Source organism: Shewanella sp. 10N.286.54.B9 (assembly GCF_041468565.1).
GTDB lineage: Bacteria > Pseudomonadota > Gammaproteobacteria > Enterobacterales > Shewanellaceae > Shewanella.
In genome coordinates this window covers 40,860-63,130 of the sequence record NZ_JBFRIY010000069.1, presented here as the reverse complement: position 1 = coordinate 63,130, position 22,271 = coordinate 40,860, and the positions used below count along the sequence as shown (strand labels likewise).

The 22,271-nt window shown below is 43.6% G+C and carries 18 protein-coding genes; 3 read left to right on the top strand and 15 right to left on the bottom strand.

Annotated elements, in window-relative coordinates; translation table 11 throughout:
- Positions 1-14: 14 nt before the first annotated feature.
- Positions 15-3,677 carry an invasin gene (locus AB4135_RS20155; protein WP_371995217.1) on the bottom strand — a complete coding sequence of 1,221 codons (3,663 nt, stop codon included), beginning with the start codon at positions 3,675-3,677 and terminating at the stop codon, positions 15-17.
- Between the two features lie 218 nt (positions 3,678-3,895).
- Between AB4135_RS20155 and AB4135_RS20150 the strand changes: the two genes are divergently transcribed.
- Positions 3,896-5,212 (top strand): dicarboxylate/amino acid:cation symporter, encoded by a 1,317-nt coding sequence (locus AB4135_RS20150; RefSeq protein ID WP_220736281.1) that lies wholly within the window; start codon positions 3,896-3,898, stop codon positions 5,210-5,212.
- A gap of 655 nt (positions 5,213-5,867) precedes the next feature.
- On the opposite strand, the gene AB4135_RS20145 is transcribed toward AB4135_RS20150, so the two are convergent.
- From AB4135_RS20145 to AB4135_RS20080, 14 genes are all read right to left on the bottom strand, one after another.
- Positions 5,868-7,172, bottom strand: a complete 1,305-nt coding sequence (locus AB4135_RS20145) for an inosine/guanosine kinase (RefSeq protein WP_371995216.1) — start codon at positions 7,170-7,172, stop codon at positions 5,868-5,870.
- 252 nt (positions 7,173-7,424) lie between these two features.
- Positions 7,425-8,420 carry a ferrochelatase gene (gene hemH / locus AB4135_RS20140; protein ID WP_371995215.1) on the bottom strand — a complete coding sequence of 332 codons (996 nt, stop codon included), beginning with the start codon at positions 8,418-8,420 and terminating at the stop codon, positions 7,425-7,427.
- 129 nt (positions 8,421-8,549) lie between these two features.
- Positions 8,550-9,194 (bottom strand): adenylate kinase, encoded by a 645-nt coding sequence (adk, locus tag AB4135_RS20135; RefSeq protein ID WP_371995214.1) that lies wholly within the window; start codon positions 9,192-9,194, stop codon positions 8,550-8,552.
- A gap of 188 nt (positions 9,195-9,382) precedes the next feature.
- Positions 9,383-10,228 carry a co-chaperone YbbN gene (locus AB4135_RS20130; protein WP_371995213.1) on the bottom strand — a complete coding sequence of 282 codons (846 nt, stop codon included), beginning with the start codon at positions 10,226-10,228 and terminating at the stop codon, positions 9,383-9,385.
- A gap of 73 nt (positions 10,229-10,301) precedes the next feature.
- Positions 10,302-12,218 (bottom strand): molecular chaperone HtpG, encoded by a 1,917-nt coding sequence (gene htpG, locus AB4135_RS20125; protein WP_371995212.1) that lies wholly within the window; start codon positions 12,216-12,218, stop codon positions 10,302-10,304.
- A gap of 171 nt (positions 12,219-12,389) precedes the next feature.
- Positions 12,390-12,989 carry a recombination mediator RecR gene (gene recR, locus AB4135_RS20120; RefSeq protein ID WP_371995211.1) on the bottom strand — a complete coding sequence of 200 codons (600 nt, stop codon included), beginning with the start codon at positions 12,987-12,989 and terminating at the stop codon, positions 12,390-12,392.
- A 270-nt stretch (positions 12,990-13,259) separates the two neighbouring features.
- Positions 13,260-13,589 carry a YbaB/EbfC family nucleoid-associated protein gene (locus AB4135_RS20115; RefSeq protein ID WP_020911867.1) on the bottom strand — a complete coding sequence of 110 codons (330 nt, stop codon included), beginning with the start codon at positions 13,587-13,589 and terminating at the stop codon, positions 13,260-13,262.
- A 100-nt stretch (positions 13,590-13,689) separates the two neighbouring features.
- A complete protein-coding gene (dnaX, locus tag AB4135_RS20110) occupies positions 13,690-16,509 on the bottom strand; it encodes a DNA polymerase III subunit gamma/tau (protein ID WP_371995210.1) in 2,820 nt (939 codons plus the stop codon).
- Positions 16,510-16,660: 151 nt separating this feature from the next.
- Positions 16,661-17,212: an adenine phosphoribosyltransferase gene (gene apt, locus AB4135_RS20105; protein ID WP_371995209.1), complete on the bottom strand. Its 552-nt coding sequence runs from the start codon at positions 17,210-17,212 to the stop codon at positions 16,661-16,663.
- A gap of 250 nt (positions 17,213-17,462) precedes the next feature.
- Positions 17,463-17,831 carry a YbaN family protein gene (locus tag AB4135_RS20100; protein ID WP_371995208.1) on the bottom strand — a complete coding sequence of 123 codons (369 nt, stop codon included), beginning with the start codon at positions 17,829-17,831 and terminating at the stop codon, positions 17,463-17,465.
- A 70-nt stretch (positions 17,832-17,901) separates the two neighbouring features.
- Positions 17,902-18,051 (bottom strand): hypothetical protein, encoded by a 150-nt coding sequence (locus tag AB4135_RS20095; protein ID WP_020911861.1) that lies wholly within the window; start codon positions 18,049-18,051, stop codon positions 17,902-17,904.
- 59 nt (positions 18,052-18,110) lie between these two features.
- Positions 18,111-18,869 (bottom strand): DUF2063 domain-containing protein, encoded by a 759-nt coding sequence (locus AB4135_RS20090; protein WP_371995207.1) that lies wholly within the window; start codon positions 18,867-18,869, stop codon positions 18,111-18,113.
- A complete protein-coding gene (locus tag AB4135_RS20085; RefSeq protein ID WP_371995206.1) occupies positions 18,869-19,705 on the bottom strand; it encodes a DUF692 domain-containing protein in 837 nt (278 codons plus the stop codon). Before AB4135_RS20085 ends, AB4135_RS20090 begins: the two co-directional genes overlap by 1 nt.
- 79 nt (positions 19,706-19,784) lie before the next feature.
- Positions 19,785-20,222, bottom strand: coding sequence for a hypothetical protein (locus AB4135_RS20080; RefSeq protein ID WP_371995205.1), 438 nt, complete (start codon positions 20,220-20,222; stop codon positions 19,785-19,787).
- Between the two features lie 382 nt (positions 20,223-20,604).
- Between AB4135_RS20080 and AB4135_RS20075 the strand changes: the two genes are divergently transcribed.
- Together AB4135_RS20075 and AB4135_RS20070 are read left to right on the top strand one after the other, a co-directional pair.
- Positions 20,605-21,561, top strand: a complete 957-nt coding sequence (locus AB4135_RS20075) for a tRNA-dihydrouridine synthase (protein WP_371995204.1) — start codon at positions 20,605-20,607, stop codon at positions 21,559-21,561.
- Positions 21,562-21,676: 115 nt separating this feature from the next.
- On the top strand, positions 21,677-22,033 hold the full coding sequence (locus tag AB4135_RS20070; protein ID WP_371995203.1) for a TraR/DksA C4-type zinc finger protein: 357 nt from the start codon (positions 21,677-21,679) through the stop codon (positions 22,031-22,033).
- The last annotated feature ends 238 nt before the right edge of the window (positions 22,034-22,271 follow it).

The following is a 22,271-nucleotide window of genomic DNA, read 5'->3' as shown; positions in this document are numbered from 1 at the left end:
ACAATAAATTGCTCTTAACCTGCATCGTTAACGATAACAGAAACTGAAACAGGGCTACCTTTCGGTGTTTTTACTGTAATAACCAATGTTCCACTCGTTTTCTGGTTTGGTGAAGCTTCTCTACTCACCGAGAAACTAAACACTGCAGGCATCATTGCCCGATTACTTCCTATTTCATACTCTTTTGTACCTGTTAGCTCACCATTATCAGTCTCAGCAGAAATGGTTGTGCCGTAAGGTAAAGTATTGTTATTCAGGTCTGACGCAAATAGATACACGGTTTCAGTACTATTAGCGACTAAATCTATTGGTGAAACTTCTGAAATAACGTCCGTGACTCCATCTATATTAACTAATCTTAGATAAGGCTCACTACCAGACATAACAATCGTACTATTACGGAATACATTCAGTTGAGATTGGAAGTTGCCGGTTCCAGTATCTGTGCAATCTGCTTCTGCACCTGCAGCACATAACAGCCCAGTGTATTGATCATCACCTTCGCTAAATTCTTGGTCGGCATTATAATCGATAAACTCTTCATTTATTGAACCAGCCGGTTCTGTACCAAGTTCTGCATCACCTACGAATCGAGCCTTATTTCGATAACGCCCATCTTCGTTATGATCGGTAAATGCTTCCGATAAATCTAAGAAGAATTCACCACTGTCAAACAGCCCGTTACCGTTTAAGTCAACGAAGCTTTCTTCACCGATTGCATAAGCTGTGACAGTTGCTCGACCAGGACGAGGTTCGGGTATGATTGAATTTATACCGTTTAAGTATTGTGCATAATCATTACCTATACACGGTGGTGTTGTCGACAATGATCCGCCATCATTGTAACCTCCATTTGGACAAATGATCGCAGTCCCTCTGAATGGTCTAGCATCTTGGCTACGCCACTCAACAGAACACGCTCCATTAGGAGTGTCATCATCTTTTGAACCTGTAACACAAGAACCATCAATAGCTCCGCCTTCGGTTCTAAAGGTAATTGTCGTTCCTGCTGGTACAAGGTTATTGAAATGATCTGCTGCTAAAATATTGACCGCAACCTTCTCATTATCAAAGTTCCACCCTTCAGGGTTACCAACACTAGTTGATAACGAGAAGCTATCATTGTCAGCAATTCCTGTGGTAACCGCCAACTCATCTGAGGTATTTGAAATAATTGCGTTGTGACCGCTGCTATTGCTCTCTGACCATAGAGCAAATACTTTAACCGATGTAGGTACATCACCAGAGTGAACTGTAGCAGAAACTTCGCCAGCAGCATTGGTATAACCAACCGCATATTTATTCGGTAAGGTTATATCAGCAGGATACTCTGCATCACCAACCTGAGGCATATTACTACATTTAACATAGTCACCAGCCAATGGTGATGGGGTTAATGTCATCGAACCGACATCACTGCTTAGTTCAAAACAGACAAGTTCGTTTGGTGCTGGTTGATTAGATTCATCGAGTAATTTAAAGCTAACGACAGATGTTTCACTTCTTGAACCTGCACCAGTAATACCGCCAGTACCTCGTAACGCCAATAGTTTAGGCGTTGAAGATACATATTGAATAGCTCCAACAGAAACTGAATCAACAGTAACACTAGTGGAGGCTGTCACACTACTGCCACCAGTAACTGCTGTTACAGTGATAGAATCAGCCCCTTCACAACCCGCTGCACGATATGTAGCAAAACCTTTGCCAGCATTAGTGACTACGGGAGAATCGATAAATGCAGTGTTGGCAGCAACACACTCAGAGGTAAACTCAAGCTGAAAAGGTTGCCCTGTTGATAGACTGCCGTCAGGATTAAACACTGTTACTTCAACAATCGTTGAACCGCCTGCGGGAATAATATTAGCTCCAACTTCAGTCGTTATCGTTAGGCTTATATCAACTCGACCAATCTCAAATGCTTTAGTACTAGTAACCTCCTGGACTTTTAAAGACACTTCACCAGCACCGACATCACCATTAGCATAGAGGTCAAGTACAGCTTTACCGTCTGCATTGGTAATTGCAGTGCCCGATGCAGGGCTAATAGCACCAAGAGTCGTGCCTGTTGATACTAATATTTGTTGTAAAGGTTGAGTACTACCAGAACGTGTAACAATCGCACCAATAATGCCTGGGCTATCATTAGTAATATTGTCTGTGACTTCACACACTTCAAAGTTTTTAAGCGTTTTATCCCAGCCAACTGCGTTATTACAATCATAGATATTAAACGCAATCTCAGGACTTGCTTCTACTGGATCAATTTCATCACCAGCAGTTTGAAAACCTACTTTGGCAAGAATATCACCATAAACCGCTGTGACTTCCCCCGCACCTTCAATGCTGCCCGCAGAAAGCAATATGGAAGCACCGCCTATGGAATCGGTTAAAGCTGTACCGTTGCTCGGCAAAAATGAGCCCAGCGTACTGCTAAAACTAATCACTTTGCCAGTAATAGGTGCACCATCTTTATCTGTAAGTATTACATTCACTCTGCCTGGTTCAGCGGAACTAATCGCATGAGTCGTAGCACCTGTGGTGCTATTTGTTAATGTAATAGCAAGTGTATTTTCTTCTCCATCCCCACCAGGTGCATCACCAACAACACTATAGTTGTACTCCACATCGATAGATTCTTGGTCTAAAGAGAATGTTGCGGTAATAGTACCAGCTCCAGCAACCGCTCCAGTGATTAAGTTAACCACCGCATTGCCACTTGTATTAGTCAATGCGGACCCAGAAGAAGGGTTAATATTTCCTTCACCCGTAACTTTAAAAGCTATTGTTTCAAAAGATGCATTTTGACCGTCTTGGGTTAATGTCGCGATAACTTGCCCAGGCGTAGAATTAGAAATTTCCCTTAGTTCCGCATTCGATGAGTCAACAATAGTTAAAGAAAGCCCATAAGCATCGATAGGTTTAACAATGACTTCATCGCCTTCTGTTGTGAAGCCTAGCATTTGGGTTAATTCACCCACAGTTGCAGTGATATTAGCTGCACCCTCGACTTGTCCGGCCGTTATAGATAAAGATGCGACCCCATTTTCATTGGTCAAAGCTGTTCCTGATTCAGGTGAGAGCTGACCTAGCGAAGAAGTGAAAGTGACGACCTGATTAGTTATCGCTTCATTTGAAGCATTAGTGTAGGTCGCATGTACAGTCCCAGGCTGTGCCTGACTGATTTTGTTAATTTCTACGCCATTACTATCCGTCAGCACTAAAGTTAACAGATTACCATTTTCAGCGTCTCCACCATCGCCTTCCATTTCGAAACCAACAGGTGTTTGTGATTCGGTCATACCCAAAACACTTGCAGATACTGTTCCTGCACCCTTTACGTTTAATGTGGCAAGCTCAATAGTCGCAATGCCATCACTATTTGTAAGTACTGTACCCGTTGCAGGGTCAAATGCGCCAAGAGTAGAATCACTTAATGTAAAAGTGACTAAGGTGTTTGCTAAAAGGCCATTTAAGCTACTTTTAGCGGTTGCAGTTATTTCAGCCGGACTTTCGGCATTTATTTTTGTATGTGAAATAACCAATGCGACTGAAATCTCATCGACTGGCTCAGGAATTGGTTTATCTGGATCAGTGGATATACTTCCACCGCCTCCACAACCAACAAGAAAAAGCGACCATATTAACGCAATAAAAACACTATAAGCTGACTTCATTGTCAGACTCCCTGTTACTCTGATTATAATATCTGGTAATTATCTGATTACCTAGATGACAACACTACACAATTTACTGGCAACTTATCTACCACGAAAGGTAGTAAATTTCTAAATTTCATCAAAAACTTTAACTTTAACCCCATTTCAACTGGGGCTCTTTCTTGCTAGGCTTTAATGCGCAAATTGAAAAGCATAAAAATTATACAGGAAGCACTATGTCTGCTACGAAATCAAAAAAGCTTGGGTTGACGAGTAAAATTTTACTCGGCATGTTCTCGGGTATTGTTCTTGGGTTACTTCTTCGTAATCTTTTCCCTGAAAGTGAATTCATCAAAGATTACATCACCGAAGGCTTTCTCAATGTCATCGGTACTATCTTCATCTCAAGTTTGAAAATGTTAGTTGTCCCCTTGGTATTTGTATCGCTAGTTTGTGGTACATGTTCGTTAAGCGAACCCTCTAAGTTGGGTCGACTCGGTGGCAAAACCATCGCGTTCTATCTTTTTACCACCGCAATAGCACTTTCAATGGCGATCCTCATCGCGATTGCTGTTCATCCAGGTCACGCGACCTTGGTAACTGAGAGCATGCATTTTGATGCTAAACAGGCGCCAAGCTTGGCCGATGTGATCATTAATATCGTACCAACTAACCCGCTGCAGGCGATGAGTGAAGGCAACATGCTTCAAATCATCATATTTGCGGTTATTTTTGGTTTTGCTATCTCACATATTGGTGAGCGTGGAAAACGCGTTGCTGCGCTATTTACAGACCTTAACGAAGTTATCATGCGCGTTGTTACGCTAATCATGCAACTTGCGCCTTACGGTGTATTTGCTTTGATGGCAAAACTGGCATTAACGCTCGGCATGGAAACCTTTGGTAGTGTGGTGCAATACTTCTTTGTGGTTTTGGGAGTATTACTTATCCATGCCTTTATTGTGTACCCAACACTACTGAAAGTATTCTCTGGTTTAAGTCCATTTACCTTTATTCGTAAAATTCGTGACGTACAGTTATTTGCATTCAGCACCGCAAGTTCAAACGCAACCTTACCGGTAACGATTGAAACAGCTGAGCATCGTATGGGTGTCGATAATAAGATTGCTTCATTCACTCTGCCTCTTGGTGCGACCATCAACATGGATGGCACCGCGATTATGCAAGGTGTAGCAACGGTATTTATTGCACAGGTATTTGGTATTGAATTGACCATTACTGATTATGCGATGGTCGTAGTAACTGCAACTCTTGCTTCAATCGGTACCGCGGGTGTGCCTGGTGTAGGTCTTATCATGCTGGCAATGGTACTAAACCAAGTGGGCCTTCCAGTAGAAGGTATCGCACTAATTATTGGTGTGGATAGACTACTCGACATGGTACGTACTGCAGTGAATGTTACTGGTGATACGGTTGCTACCGTGGTGATTGCTAAATCTGAAAATGAGTTTGATGAAAAGGTTTTCAACGACACTCAAGCAGGTAAAGTTGCACCAGGCTTTAACGCTCAGGTGCATGCTGAAGAAAAGTAATATTGATTTAGCATGAGAAAGGCGCCTCGATGGCGCCTTTTTTATTGCCGATTCTTAGCAGCGCTGTAAGCATTGATTTTTGTTGACGACTACCATTTCATCCGCCTTTACCAGTAATACCAATCAGTATAAGAAGTTGATCTACTCAGAGTGTTTTTGGCACGCTAATTCAAGGCAGTCAATCCAAAGTAAGTAATGACACAATGGTTGTTCCCTAATAAGTTTATTCAACACCGAAGTAGCAAGCCAAAAACACTCCTTACAGGCGAGTTTTAGCGGCTTTGATGCTGCGTTAATGAACTTGAACTTAGAATAACTATGTCCTTCCTTTATTGCGAACCACATGACCTAGCATGTTCCTGACATGCTTAAGGCATTCCCTCCTTGGAGGTCAGATATAGGAGGTACGAGGCCAAGGATGGTCGAAGGTAGAATAATGCAGGAGCAATTATCGAGAGTAACGCAGGAGCAGTTACCGAGGAGTATTTAATGCCCTTACCTCAAAGCCGCGAAACTCTCGCGGAGCGATCAAATCTTTATACTGATTGGTATAAGGCAGAGCTTGATTGAGCAACATACTAATTGTAGCGAAAAAAAAGCATAACTTGATAATCAAGTTATGCTTCTCTCACAGCCCGCTTAAAAGGTGCTGTAATTATCTTTCCCAGTATGACTCTTCTAGGCTATCTTCACGCTCTGGTAAGCCGCGTGATAATCTTGGGCTGTGCTGCGCCAGTACTTCATAAGCGACACGGTTAGCGTACTTACAGATTTGCGAGAATGACGAGTAGCATAGACCGTCACGGTTATGCTTACTTGAGCCCGGCACATTGGTTTTATGGAATCGATTAGACGCTAGATCATGCAATAACGCCGCTAATGCTCCGTCTCCAGCACCATTAGTGTTACGGATTTTTTCAGGTCCGCCCATATACGGTGAAATATGCGCGTACACTTTAAGCGGCGACTCACAATCAGCTTTCAGCTTAGGTCTAGAAAACTCATAGCGGTTAAACTCAGGAATAGCGCCAGGTAGCAAGGTATGACTGGTTTCACGCTTTTCAGAGTCTTCAGTGTAACCTGCGGTATAAAGCCCTAAAGGCCCTGCCGTAGTTAACACCATGTCACACCACTCTAAAGCCGCTTCACAGGCTTGTAGCGGATCTTTAAAGCCCGTTAATGCTTCGCCTTCATCTTCATTCATTGCCAGAATCGTAACGTGCTCAGCAATAAAGTTCTGCCACCATTTAGGATCTTCTTCAATTAAGAAACGCGTACCTAAAGTAAGGACTACTGGTACTTCAGCCGCTTTAGCGTATTCAATTGCTTTCATCGCGGCTTCGGTGATTTTGTCTTCACCACTGGCGCGCATTAAATATGCCGTTAAGATCAGCGCTGAACCACCTTGAACAATATCTTTATCGATATACTCTGGTGTCAGTTTATCCATGGAGCCTTTGCTGATAGCAAAAGTGCGCTCGCCGCATTCTGAAATCAAAGTGAAACAACGGCCAATAGGTCCAGCAACAGGCTGCAGTTGGTTCAAGTCGACTTTTGATGACGTGTTGCAAAGGTAGCGATAGGCGTAGCTACCAATCTCGATGTTTCGGCTCATAACGCCAAACAGGACAGAACGGTCATCGGCTAAAATTGAGTAATTGTGTACTGTGTTACCGATAGTTCCACCCGCAAACTCGTCACTGACAAGTTCACGATCTTTTAATTCGTTATACAAAGCATGTGCCTTGTCATCATCTATCAAAGTCGAATTACCCTTGGGTAACTCATAGCGACTGAGTAACTCATCTTCCACTTTGGCTTCAATATCTACTAATGTTTGGTCGATACCAGACACATAAGTAGAAATTGGCTGAGGCTGCTGGATCAACTGTGCTAATAGCGGATCACGGTTTTTAACTGGAAAATAATGTTTAGACTTACGCTGACCTGGAAACTTCATATTGAGCTCTCTTTCATTCGGCATCCATGCAAAAGATAATTATACGGGTAAGTAATCACAAGTTATTGCGCTTAGCTTTAACAAATAACTCATGGTTTTAAAATTCTAGCAGCCTAAAATGCTAACGTGTCTCACAAATTAACCATGACCACACACGCTAAGTGCTAAATCATAAGCAGAGACAAAAAAGGCGGGGAATTCTACCATACCCAGCCTCTTTCGCCAGTTGAAATCACTGACTAGCCATTAAATTTAGCACCAACCTAAGGTTTGTTGCTTAACTATTTGCTGTAATAGTTCAATATGGCCGTCTGAATCATTTAAACAGCCAATAAATTCGTAGCGCTCTCCGCCCGCTGATATGAAACTATCTTTACCCTCCTGCGAGATCTCTTCCAGTGTTTCTAAGCAGTCTGATGAAAATGCCGGACACATAATATCAACGGATTTAATCCCCTGACCAGGTAGTGACTCCAGTAATTGATCCGTTGCTGGTGTTAGCCATTCCTCTTTACCAAATTGCGACTGGAAACAGATCCGCCATTGCTCAGCCGTTAAACCTAATGACTCGGCTAGCAGCTCAGCAGTTCTCTGACACTGCATTTGATAGGGATCACCTTCCGTCACATAACGAACTGGCACGCCGTGAAAGGACATGAGCAATACATCGCCTCGGCCTTTATCCGTCCAATGTTGTTTGACTGACTCAGCTAGCGCGGCAATATATGCCGGGTGTGCATAGTATTCTTTGTTGATCCGTAGCTCTGGGAAATCGCGCTTAGCTTTATGCAGATCGCTAATCGCGTCAAATACTGGTGCAACGGTTGAGCAAGAGTACTGTGCATACAATGGCAACACAAAAATCTTACTCACGCCTTGGGCTTTTAGCTTATTAAGGCCTGATTCTAACGAAGGATTACCGTAGCTCATGCCAAGTTCAACAGGTACATTGAAACCCAAATTCGTTTGTAAAGATTGCGCTAATTTGTCGCGTTGTTGCTGGCTGATCACCATCAACGGTGAACCGTTATCCCACCAGATAGACTCATAAAGTTTGGCGACTTTGGCTGGGCGGGTATTTAAAATGATGCCATTGAGGATCGGTTTCCAGATCCAAGGAGAGATATCGACAACTCGGGGGTCGCTAAGAAACTGCTTTAGGAACTTTTTAACATCTGGCGCGGTTGGGGAATCAGGCGTGCCAAGGTTAACCAATAAAACACCGAATGGGGAGGCTGTGTGGTTCACGTTTTCTCTCTTTTAACCAAGATATTCTGCGTCAGGCTATCATTGGAAAAAGCATAAAAAAAGCCCACTTACATGGGCTTTATTAAATATGAGAACTAGCTCATAAACACATTAGAATTTTGTGTAAATTTAGCTAAGTGCAGCAACGATCTCTTCGCTAACTTTAGCAACGGTTTGTGTACCGTCGAACTTGTTGTATGTCGCTTCGCCTTTAGCTGCAACTTTACCGTAGTATTCAACCAATGGCTTAGTTTGCTCATGGTAAATATCTAGACGCTTGCGTACTGTTGTTTCTTCGTCATCTGGACGAATAGCCAGATCTTCACCGGTTACATCATCTTTACCTTCAACCTTTGGTTGATTGAAAACAATATGATAAACACGACCAGAACCAGGGTGAACACGACGGCCGCCCATTCGCTTAACAATCTCTTCGTCTGGCACGTCAATTTCAACAACGTGATCGATAGCAATGCCACCAGCAGCCATCGCATCAGCTTGCGGAATTGTGCGTGGGAAACCATCAAGTAGGAAACCTTTAGCGCAATCATCTTGTGCAACACGCTCTTTCACAAGGCCAATAATTAACTCGTCAGAAACCAGTTGACCTGCGTCCATCACTTTTTTAGCTTCTAAGCCAAGTGGTGTGCCCGCTTTTACTGCAGCGCGCAGCATGTCACCCGTTGAAATTTGAGGAATACCGTACTTTTCCATGATGAATTGGGCTTGGGTACCTTTACCGGCACCAGGGGCACCTAATAGCATAATGCGCATCTCAATCTTCCTCTTATTTCGCATTGTTATACCAACCTCTAACGCAGACAAATGTCTAAAGTGTGGTCACGCGATTGGTATTATTATGTTTAGGGCGGCGATTTTCGCATAAATAGCCGCCATTTTGAAGCGATTTACCTTCGACTTTAGCCTCAGTCAGCGCAAATAAGTCGTGATATTGACCTTTATCAGTAAAGTAAGGTGTAAAGTTTACGTCGATACTGATTAGCTAGACTGTTTCCCTGCCCTAGTGCGGTTAAGATCTCTAAAAATAATCCTTTGACCTTGCCATCTAACGCAGCCACATCTTTTTGCAGAGGCGTAAACAGCAGCTCTAGCGCTTCATCATTACGTTTTGCTTGGTGCAGTGCTTTTGCAAGCTCAAGCAATGTCGCCATGTCATTTGGTGCTTGGTCGAAGTCTGCTTGTAGCTTCCTGATCTCCGGCGTATCAGCAGCATCAAGTGCCAATGCTAACTTTGCCTTTAAGCTTTGGTAGTAGCTGTCTTGATCGGCAAGGCCGACACTATCGAGCAAGGCTTTGGCATCTTCAAGCGCGCCAAGCGATAAGTAAACATCCGCTAACGCCAGCGCTATCTCAGCAATCGCTTGCTCGGCATAGGCATCTTTTAACAGTGGCAAAGCAGCAATGGCATTTTGCTCTGATAAAAATACCCGTGCTTGATTGAGCTTTAACTGCCACTCGGCTGGAAGATGTTTATCAAGCATTTCGCTTATCTGCGCTGCATCTTGCACACCCGCAAAGCCATCTACCGGTTTACCTTCATGTAACACTAAGGTGGTTGGCAAGTTTTGGATCTGGAAATAGTTGGCAATCTCCATTTCAGCTTCGCAGTTAACTTTTGCAAGCACAAAACGACCTGCCTGCTGTTGCGACAGCGTTTCCAACGTTTGCATTAATGCTAAACTTTCAGGGTTTTGGCTCGCCCAAAATGCCAGCACAATAACCTGCTCCATCGAAGCATCGACAACTTGCTGAATGTTTTCTTTAGTCAGTTCTAGAATATTTTGCATCACTTTCCCCTAGCCCTTAAAAGATCCATAAAAAAAGAGGCAGATTGACTGCCTCTCTAATTATAGCGTGCTGTTACTTAACGCTAGAAAGCAGCATTTGGTTCATCAGCTTAATAAATGCTGATGGGTCGGCAAGGCTGCCTTTTTCTGACAACAATGCTTGTTGCAACAATAGATCTGACCATTGTGCAAATGCTTGTTCATCTTGCTCATCATTAAGACGGGCAACCAGTGGATGCTCAGGATTCAGCTCAAATGTCGGCTTAGGCTCTGGCACGTCTTGACCTGCCGCTTGCATAAGCTTGATCATTTGTGTCGACATTTCGCCTTCACCAGCGACAACACACGCAGGAGTATCAGTGAGACGCGTTGTCACCTTAACCTCTGAGACTTTATCACCTAAGCTGTCTTTAACGCGCTTAACTAGGCCTTCAGATTCTGTTTCCAGCTTTTCTTGCGCTTCTTTCTCGCCAGCATCTTCAAGCTCACCAAGTTCCAAATCGCCACGAGTCACTGAATGCATCTGCTTACCATCAAACTCGGTAAGGTGGTTAATTAGCCACTCATCGATGCGCTCTGACATTAACAACACTTCAATGCCTTTCTTACGAAGCACTTCTAAGTGCGGGCTATTTGCCGCCGCTTCATGGCTATCTGCTACGATGTAGTAGATCTTAGTTTGCCCTTCTTGCATACGCTCAATGTAGTCAGCGAGTGAAACACTTGGAGTCGCTTCCCCTGTATGCGTAGATGCAAAGCGCAGTAAACCTGCAACACGTTCTTTGTTAGCGAAATCTTCAGCAGGACCTTCTTTCAATACTTGGCCAAATTCAGCCCAGAAAGACAGGTACTTTTCAGCATCATTCTTAGCCAGTTTTTCTAGCATGCCCAGTACACGTTTAGTCACGGCTGTGCGCAGTGATGTCGTCACCTTGTTGTCCTGCAAAATTTCACGGGACACGTTAAGTGGCAGATCATTTGAGTCGATTAAACCTTGCACAAAGCGCAGGTAGCTAGGCATAAACTGTTCAGCGTCATCCATCACGAATACACGTTGTACAAACAGTTTTAGGCCATGCTTACGGTCACGGTTCCACATATCAAATGGCGCTTTAGCAGGGATATAAAGCAAGCTAGTGTATTCTTGCTTACCTTCAACACGGTTGTGGCTCCACAATAGTGGATCGGTATAATCGTGAGAAATATGCTTATAAAATTCTTGGTACTCTTCGTCAGATACGTCGCTCTTGTTACGAGTCCAAAGTGCAGTCGCCTTGTTCATTGGCTTCCAGCTGCCTTCGGTTGCAGCAACAGCTTTACTGTCTTCAGTTGCTTCAACTGCAGGCGTACCCTCTTCAAACATCTCAACCGCTACAGAGATATGATCTGAATACTTAGTCACAATAGAGCGTAGACGGTAATCATCTGCAAACTCTTTTTCATCGTCACGAAGATGCAGGGTAATTTCAGTTCCACGGCTCTGCTTAGAGATAGTCTCAACCGTGAAGTCACCTTCACCAGCAGACTCCCACAACACACCTTCATCACTGCTATGACCGGCTGCACGGGTGCGAACAGTTACTTTATCAGCAACGATAAAAGCTGAGTAGAAACCAACACCAAACTGACCAATTAATTGCGAGTCTTTTGAATCATCGCCAGATAGGTTTTTGAAGAAATCCGCAGTGCCTGATTTAGCAATCGTACCTAAGTGTTCAATGACACCGTCACGGGTCATACCGATCCCATTATCAGAAATGGTCACCGTGCCTTTTTCTTTATCAGCACTGATGCGAACACGTAGCTCGCCTTCACCTTCATAGAGGTCGTTATTGGTTAGTGCTTCATAACGTAGCTTGTCCGCCGCATCGGCAGCGTTAGAAACTAATTCGCGTAGGAAAATTTCTTTGTTTGAATACAAAGAGTGGATCATCAAATGTAGTAGTTGTTTGACTTCAGTTTGAAAGCCATGTGTCTCTTGTTGTGACATAAAATGTTCCCTTTAAAATTCGGTTTAAGTTGAGCTTGTACTAGAAATGGGGCTATAAAATGGCTTTTCAAGGGGAAAGCGGATCATTGATTTCAATTGCGCAAAAAAAAACCAGCTAAGGCGTTGCCATTAACTGGATTTCAAAAAGACGACATGCATCGTAAACACGGACTAGATCGGCAAGCGTCCATTAAAAGATAGCGCCAAAGTGGTGCTATCTACATATTCAAGCTCGCCGCCAACCGGCACCCCATGGGCAATGCGGCTCACGGCAAGCTGATGATTCTTTGCCATATCGGCAATATAGTGCGCGGTCGCGTCACCTTCAACGGTTGGATTTGTCGCCAAAATTAATTCGCTGACATCCCCTGACGCTAAGTGATTTTCTAATAACTCTAGCCCTAACTCTTCAGGACCAACGCCATCAAGCGGCGACAAATGCCCAAGCAAGACAAAATAGCGCCCAGAATAATGCCCTCCCGCCTCAATAGCCAATACATCAGCGGGCGTTTCCACCACACAAATCACACTAGAATGACCGCGTTTAGTGCTAACACAAATTGGGCAATAGGTCTCTTCGGTGAATGTACGACAAGACTGGCAGTGACCCACTTCCGACATCGCACGTCCTAATGATTCGGCCAGTTTAGCGCCCGCTTTGCGGTCACGCTCTAACAGCTGAAACGCCATACGCTGCGCAGATTTAGGCCCCACGCCCGGAAGGCATTTAAGTGATTGGATGAGCTCATCAACAAGTGGACTAAATTTCATTTAACATTCCGTATAGCAAGGCAGTTAGCAGCCTAAAATAATAATATTAATTTTGAAGTGACACTGACGACGTTAAAGCCTTGCGCACACCCAAACAAATGAGTCGCGAATATTAACATAGAAAAATGCTACAGCAGCTAAATTCACAGCAAGCGAGTGCCCTCTATTGCCAAGCGCCTATGAAACAACCACAAAAAAGCCCAATCTAAATTGGGCTCTTAACTTCAACAGACACATCTTGACTGCAATTAGCAGCCAATAAACTTTGCCTTAGAACGGCATCTTCATGCCTGGTGGAAGCTGCATTCCGCCAGTCACTTCAGCCATTTTGTCTTTTTGATTCTCTTCAACGCGACGCGCAGCATCGTTACATGCAGCTGCGATAAGATCTTCTAGCATCTCTTTGTCGTCTTCAAGCAAGCTTGCATCAATGTCGACTTTGCGCACACTGTGAGAACCTGTCATGGTGACTTTTACTAGGCCAGCACCGGCTTCGCCAGTCACTTCCATGCGTGCAATCTCTTCTTGCACTTTAGCCATTTTGTCTTGCATCTGCTGGGCTTGCTTCATCAAGTTGCCCATACCGCCTTTTCCAAACATACTCTGATTCTCTTCTATTATTTATCACAACAAATAAACTGCGCTAATCTTACTAAATATAGAACGATTAGCAATGAAAGCTGAAATTTCAATTGTAAAATTATGACTCAGGTAACCGCTTAAAGTTCGACATATCGACCAATTCTATCGATTTTCCCTTACTAACCAGTAATTCTGGCGCATAAGATAGTGAGTCAGGCGTCAACTGTGCGCCCATATGTTCGCTTAACCAGCGCACATTATCATCGGTAATCATGCCATGATGCGCTTGCGCTAATATCTCTTTATGAAAACGGCGTCGCACCTCAAGAGGTGTCTCTCGCGAGCTGTCGACTCCAACAGAGATCCGCACTTCACTTGGCTCTCCCAGAGCTTTACTCATCGCCTCTTCTAGTTGCTTAATTGCCACATCGGCACCTAGATGCTTTTGATCCGGTTTGAGCAATAATGACAAAGGCTGTTCAAACTGGTGACAAACAGAGTTCACCGCGAGCTGCCTGACGCGGCCGCCCACTTCAAGGTCTGCCATGAAACGATACCATTTAAGGTCGATATCGTTACCAGTTATCTCACCACTGGGTAGTGTCGGTAAGTTTAACTCAACATCCTGAACTGAAGTTGAATCAACCGATGTAACTGACGGCTTATCGCCCTGCTGCTGTGCATCATTTTGCGGCTGAGCTGTTTGCTTAATCTCTTCAACGACATAGTCATGAGTTTTTTCGACAGCATTGTCTGCAACATTCTCTGCTGCTACGTCTTCGAACCTAGGCGTTGGATCTTGCGCGTGAGGTTCTTCCCAAGGTGGCCTGTCAATAGCCTCTTGGCTGTCTACATTCGCGGCTTCTGTATTTTCCTGCGGTTGATCGCTGCTAGCGCCAATTGTTGCAGGATTACTATTATCTATTTCAGGTTCAGCTTTAGGTTTTCTAACTGGGGGCGCAAAAGGTTTTCGCTCAGCCACGGACTTTTTTGCTGAACTCTCCTGAGGATCTTCTTCACCGATTCCGTCGAGTAATGAATCTCTAGCGGCTAATACAGCATCTAGGATGTCGTCACTTGCTGAGCTAGCAGCTACGCTGGTTTGACTTGTTAGCTGACTAGGCGCTTGTGAAGTCACTATTGCTGCTGACTGCGCGACGTTTTGTCTGCTGTCGGTGAACTCTTGCGCTAAAGGTTCGGACTGCTCTGGTGCAAAGTCAAAATCATTGCTATCGATGTCGGTATCGTATGCGCCCGCGTACTGCGAATATGCAGCAAGATCATCTTCACCAGCAAATTGGCTATCTTGAATAGCATTAGCCTGATGTTCCGACTTATTACTAGTATTGTCGACGGCTGCACTATTTATGCTTGAAGTTGTATCGCTTGACTCTGGCATTTGCTCAGCGGTATGACTTGATGTTGCTGCACCGGAGGCAGCCTCTATTGAGTCTTGTTTTGTATCAGACGGTTTATCGCCGTTCGGGGTCGGCTCTGTGCTCAGGTTTTTAGTCTCAAATTTGTCTGAGCTTGAAAACCCTTGGCTCTGTGCTTGACTGAGTATAACCGCCATTTCGCTGTTCATACTCTCAAGCGTGCTGGATACTGGCGCCTCAGTGCAAGGCTTATTGGCTGCTAACTTAGCTTCTGGCTTACTTGCTACAGCAGAGTCTTGGCTCGGCTGTTCCACATTGGGTTTATTAGCAGTTAAAACTGTTTTTTTTTCCGCAGTATCTTCAGTGGGCGCAGCTTTGACTTGCGGCTCAGGAGTCTCAGATGACTGTGTTATTGCAGGTGTTGCAGCCTGTGGAATAGCTATCGATGCTGGACTTTCAGCCACCCATTTACTGACAGGTTGCTCTGGCACAAATGTAACGGCTCTCAGCAGTGCCATCTCTAGCCCAGATTTAGGGTCTGGCGCATGAGGTAAGTCTTTACGCCCAGTCAGTAACAGCTGGTAATACAGTTGCACCTGCTCCGGTGATAGCTGCTGTGCAAATGCTTTTATCTGCTCACTATAAAGCGACATTTGTGCCGCGGCGGGAGCAAATTGGGTCAAAGTAATTTGATGCAGCAGCTCTAATAAGCTGCGTAATACCTCTTCAGGTTCAGCGCCAAAGGACAATACGCCGGCGCTGACTTGCATCAGTGCCATAACGTCAGCTTTTGCGAGTGCTTCAAGCAGGGCAATAACCTGCTTTTCATCAATGCTACCAAGCATGGTTTGCACCAACTCAAGTTTCACTTGCCCTGCACCAAATGCTATTGCCTGATCGGTCAAACTCAATGCATCACGCATACTGCCATTGGCGGCTTTTGCTAGTAGCGTTAATGCTGAAGCTTCAAACTCTAGCGATTCCGCGGTTAACACATTGGCTAACTGAACACTGATTTCGTCTTGAGTTAGGCTTTTCAAATTAAACTGCAAGCAACGCGACAATACCGTTACCGGTAAACGTTGGGGGTCGGTTGTCGCCAGCAGAAACTTTACATGCTCTGGCGGCTCTTCAAGCGTTTTGAGCAGTGCATTAAAACTGCTGCGAGACAGCATATGCACTTCATCAATCAGGTAGACTTTGTAACGACCACGGCTAGGACGATACTGAACATTATCAAGAAGCTCTCGGGTATCATCAACTTTGGTGCGCGACGCTGCATCAACCTCTATAAGATCGACAAACCGCCCTTCTGCGATCTCTACACACGCTGAACACTGACCACACGGCGTCGCTGTGACACCTTGTTCACAATTTAAGCCTTTGGCGAAAAGACGTGCAAGACTGGTTTTACCCACCCCGCGTGTGCCAGAAAATAGATAAGCATGGTGCAATCTTTGCTGAGTGAGCGCATTGGTTAATGCATGTAAAACATGCGACTGACCAACCATTTGCTCAAATTTGGCAGGGCGCCACTTTCTGGCCAACACCTGATATGACATGGAACTCCCCAACGTGTCATGAATATGATTACGGGAGCACGCTCCTCGACTTATTTGAACAATAGCATGCAAAGGTTTTACATGCTATCTCAAGCGTCCAAGGAGCGGTTTGACGGTGATTAATTCACCTTAACCAAGCTTATTAGGCTGATTATTCGCCTTCAAATTCACATAAGCTCAATAACTCAAGATCCATGGTCTCGAGTCGCTTCTCTCCACCAAGCTCTGGTAATGAGATAACAAAAGCAGCATGGTTAACTTGTCCGCCAAGTTTACGGATAAGCTTAACAGTCGCTTCTATGGTGCCGCCTGTTGCTAATAGATCATCAACAACCAATACTTTGTCTTCGCTGGTAATGGCATCAACGTGAATTTCTAACACATCGTGACCATACTCTAGCTCGTAACTTTCTGAGATAGTCTCTCTTGGTAGCTTGCCAGGCTTACGTACCGGCACAAAACCTATACCTAACTCTAGTGCTAAAGGTGCGCCAAATAAGAAACCACGGGCTTCAGTGCCGACAACTTTAGTAAAACCTTGCTCCTTATAGTGTTCAACTAAAAGACCAATTGTAAGTTTATACGCTTGTGGATCTTCTAATAAACTGGTCACATCTCTAAATAAAATACCCTCTTTAGGGTAGTTAGGGATGGTTTTAATGCTGTTCTTTATTAGTGCCAAGCTGTCAGTATTCATTACCATAATTATTTACTTTATCTAATTTAGTTTTGCTGACAAATGCCAAAGTTACTCGTAGGCAGATTGTCATCGAAGTGTAAAAATCGGCATAAAGCTTAAGCCGCTTTATCGCCAGTTGCAACAATGGATCGCCAGAAGTGTTGCCTTTAACAGCGCTATTTGTTGCAACTATTGTTCACCCTCACAATAAGCTATTCATAGGGTAATGATTTAACTTTTATATTCAGTACGATGCAACAATACAGTCACGAGATTAATCTTCAATCTCGGGGATACTTCTTAAGTAAACAATCAGTCCTGTACCGATACATGCCAGCATCACTTTTACCCAGATCAACGGTACAATAGCGATACTGACAACAAAACTGAGGCTACTAACAATGTATGCCTTCTTCTTTAAGCCTTTTTTAATCGCGCCCTTGGCTTGCCAATCTCGCAGCGCTTCAGAAAACCATGGGTGAGTCATTAACCACTGATAAAGCCTATCACTGGACCTAGCAAAGCAGTACGCAGCCAATAATATAAACGGCACGGTTGGCAGTATAGGTAACAAAATACCAATCAAGCCTAATGCCAAACTGCAAAGACCTGCCAACAAAAAGAAACCACGTTTTAACGCCATCAAATCACCTAAAAACAAAAAGCCACTCATAAAGAGTGGCTAGTATACCTCAGCAACAATGAAAGTGAGCTTAAATTAGCCCCATCACCTTTAACCAAGACAAACTTGCTGGCAATGTCGGCAACAACATTACTAGGATAAAACCAATAAAATAAACAATGTTAAATGGGTCTTTAAACGGCTGACTCATGACTTCCTCTACGACTGTTGTTAACGACATTTATTGATCTAGATCAATTTTCTGCGCCATTATAGAGTTTCATCACGCCGATAGAAAGCTTATTGACCAATAAACTGGCGAATAATCCCTTTAGTACTCAATTGAAGTAAAAGTTCTGTGCAACCTTGCTGCAAAATCTCAGGTTCCATATTAGTAAAAGTACCTAATAGCCAATTAATTAGCTCAGAATATTGCACTGACTCAAATTGCGACATGTATGCTAACACCTGCGCAGTTAACGGATTAAGCTGTAAAAAACTCACTTCATCATCGAAATCAGCGTAAATGCAGAAAAACTGTGGTGCTTCGGTGGGCGAATCAGGACGATAATCTTCACTAATATGCTGCACATCGAATGTATATTGGGCAATTTGTGATGTAGAGGAAACACTTAATGCCATTGCTGTAATGGCGCTAGTATTTGCCGCATTAATGAGTTTCTGCTGAGGGTTGTCTTGAGCCACTGCCACCACGAGTTCAAGCCATTCATAGTGCGCCAGCTCCAACATAAACGGAGGATCTTGCTCTGTAGCTGTATATTCAGTTTGTAAAAACAGCAAAAATTCTTGAGCTATTTCAATAAATATCGGTGTGTGACAATCATGCCCAACAAAAAATTGCTGTACTCTTTGCTGCCAGTCTTGTTCGCTGTATAAACTCTTCAATACTGGAAAAGCATTAGAGACAAATCCATCAACATTATTAAAAAAAAGTTCTCGATAAATTTTCATTCGTCGAGCTTCTATCCCCTCTGGTAACGGGTTTGATGGATCTTTAATGTAATCCATGAAGCTTTGCTGGGTTTCGATAAAACTCATCAAGCACTCCTTTTTAAACTAGCGATATGCCGATTTTGATAGTCATGGATCTGATTAATCTCAAGCATTAACTCACTGGTCGCAGGAATATTAAAATCTCGCTCTAAAAGCGTTGGAAAAACACCGTGATATTGATGGCACGCATCAAGCAATTTCCATACAGGATCAATGATGTCTGCACCATGGGTATCAACCATTAAATCTTCAGCTTCTTCATAGTGACCAGCGATATGCAAATACTGGATCCTATCCGTTGGCATCGCTTTTAAATATTCAAGTGCGTCATATTGATGGTTAATAGAATTAACATAGATATTATTAACGTCCAGCAGCATCTTACAATCAGCCTCTTGCAAAACAGCCCTGACGAACTCTAACTCAGACATCTCAGCACCTGGGGCGGCATAAAAAGAAACATTCTCTAAAATAAGTGGTCGCTCAATAATATCTTCTACTTGCTTGACCCGCTGCGCCACATGACGCACCGCTTCACCTGTAAACGGAATTGGCATTAAGTCATACATATGCCCGGAGCCAGAACAATAGCTCAAATGCTCTGAGTAATTTTTTATCTGATGTTGATCAAGAAAGTTTTTGACGTTTTTGACAAACTGCACATCAAGCGGTGCCGGACTACCTATTGATAGCGAAAGACCATGACAATAAAACTCATGCTTTTCGGTTAATGCTCGAAATTGACGACCAAACTTACCACCCAGCGTCATCCAATTTTCAGGTGCCACTTCAAAAAAATCAATGCCAGCGGGGACTGCTTGGCAAAATTCATCCAACATTTCTCGTCTTAAGCCAAGACCCACTTGTCCTTTATTTGTCATACCGCTCGCCCGTCAATTATTGGCTAAAATTAACAAATAGGGCCAGCAAACGCTGACCCCGTTTTACTATGTAGAAAGCTTACTTAGCACCACCACATTTACCTTCACCACACTTGCCTTCTTTCTTAGCTTTCTTGTCGCCACCGCACTTACCTTCGCCACACTTACCTTCTTTGGCTTTTGACTTAGCTTTGTCACCGCCACATTTACCTTCGCCGCACTTGCCTTCTTTGGCTTTCATTTTATCTTCGCCACATTTACCTTCGCCACACTTACCTTCTTTGGCTTTCATTTTATCTTCGCCACACTTACCTTCGCCACACTTACCTTCTTTGGCTTTCTTTTTGTCAGCGCCGCATTTACCTTCGCCACACTTACCTTCGCCTTCAACTAACTGGTAACCGGCTTGCATTTCACTAAAACCAAATGGGCTTGCTTGAACAGATGCAGCCAAAGAGCTTCCAAGTACAACAGCACCAACAGCAACAGTTACAGCAGTCTTATTAACTAGTTTCATAATATCTTCCTTCTTGATTTAATCTACAGTATTTCGGTTACCAACAATGTATTTTGCTGGCTTGCTTAAAGAGACCTGAACAGCAACAAATAAATTTCAATTTTTTATACATCTATCACATTTATGGCTCATAAAAGCTGATAGCGCAACCTTGTTTATATCTATTAGTCACAGTTTGGTGGCTGTTTTCGTTATAATTTGCATATAAAAACCATAACAAATGGCTATATTTGTGACCAACACGAGCCACACAAAACAAACACCCCAGTTGTAGTACGTTATTTTTTGATTTCCTTTCATACAAAACTCGCTTTCGTTTGGTACCACTGACCGCATGATGTAGAATGCAGCGCCTTTTTAAACTTATTGAGTGAACTGTTCTGTGCGAGTAATTTTGGCGCCTATGGAAGGTGTTGTTGATGATTTAATGCGTGAAATTCTTTCAGCCATTAATCCCTATGATTTAATGGTGACCGAATTTGTGCGGGTTGTTGACCAGCTGTTGCCTGAAAAAGTGTTTTACCGGATCTGTCCTGAGCTTAAAACCAATGGAGAGACAGTTTCCGGCACTCCCGTAAGAGTGCAATTACTTGGCCAGGAGCCTGGTTGGATGGCAGAAAATGCTATTAGAGCGATCGAGATGGGCTCAAAAGGTGTCGATGTAAATTTTGGCTGCCCCGCTAAAATGGTTAATCGCAGCAATGGTGGCGCAGTTATGCTGCAATACCCTGAACAGCTCTATAACGTGGTTAAGGCTATGCGCGATGCAGTGCCTGAACAACATGCAGTCACAGCTAAAATCCGCCTTGGCTTTAACGATAAATCACTCTATATGGAAAATGCACAAGCGATATATGAAGCCGGTGCAAGTGAGCTTGCTGTACACGCAAGAAGTAAAGTTGATGGCTATAAACCGCCGGCCTACTGGGAGTACATCACTGATATTAATGCCAAGCTTCCTATTCCCGTGATTGCCAATGGTGAGATATGGAACGCCGATGACGCACGTCGTTGTATGGAGGTGACTGGTTGTGACAGCATCATGGTTGGTCGCGGCGCCATATCGTTACCTAACTTGGCTGCCAGTATTAAAGGCGAGACACCCTATACATGGCAACAGTCATTAGCACTGATGCTTGAATACACCAATCGCGAACTTGTCGGCCGCAAAAGCACCTATTACCCAGCTCGAATTAAACAGTGGTTTAACTACCTCAATCGCCAATATCCTGAGGCTGATACGCTATTTCGTGAGCTTCGGATCTTTAAGACTGCTGAAGAAATTATTAATATTCTGCAAACAGCTAATACCAATCTGTACCATCAACAATTTGATTAACAGAATAATTGGTAATTATTAGTAATAATGGCTGCAGATTTGATCTTAGTCATTACCTGCAATTGTAACGCGTTTAGACTGGTAAACCGTGAAATCAATAATTGTAGGCAGAACCGTGAGTACGAACCAAATCAAACAAACCCTTTCCGATATTGAATTGGAATTAAGGCAGAAGATTGGTGCGCACCCAGAGTTGCAAGCCAAGCTAATGGATCAGCATAATTATTCCCTGTGTGAGCTTATCGAGATAATGACCCAAGCTCATTTATGTGACCATCCATTATTTTTCAAGTTGATGCAACTAGACGCTGCTCGTTGCCAACTGGAAATTGGTTTGTATGGGGTGTGCTCTGACTGTGAAGAGAATATCGAAGCGGAGCTTTTAGCTGCAAATCCTCTCGAACAGCGATGCTTAAGCTGTAATAACTTGCACAAGCGTGAGCACCGACAAGAACTGAGATTAAACCACTAGAGGCTGTTTATCTTTGATGGTTGTTTTTGCCGCAGTTTATTAGCTATTTTAACAAGGTGTAGGCTATGCGATTTAGCCATTCTACACAAATAACCTATAACCCAGTAAAAATAGCTAAGAAGCGCGGCCCTAAGGCTTCGTTTCAATGCATTTATCGCTTTTCACTTAGTTCGCCAAGCATCATCACTCAACCCTTTCCCTAAACGCATTGAATTCGAACAAAAACTAAGCTCGAAAG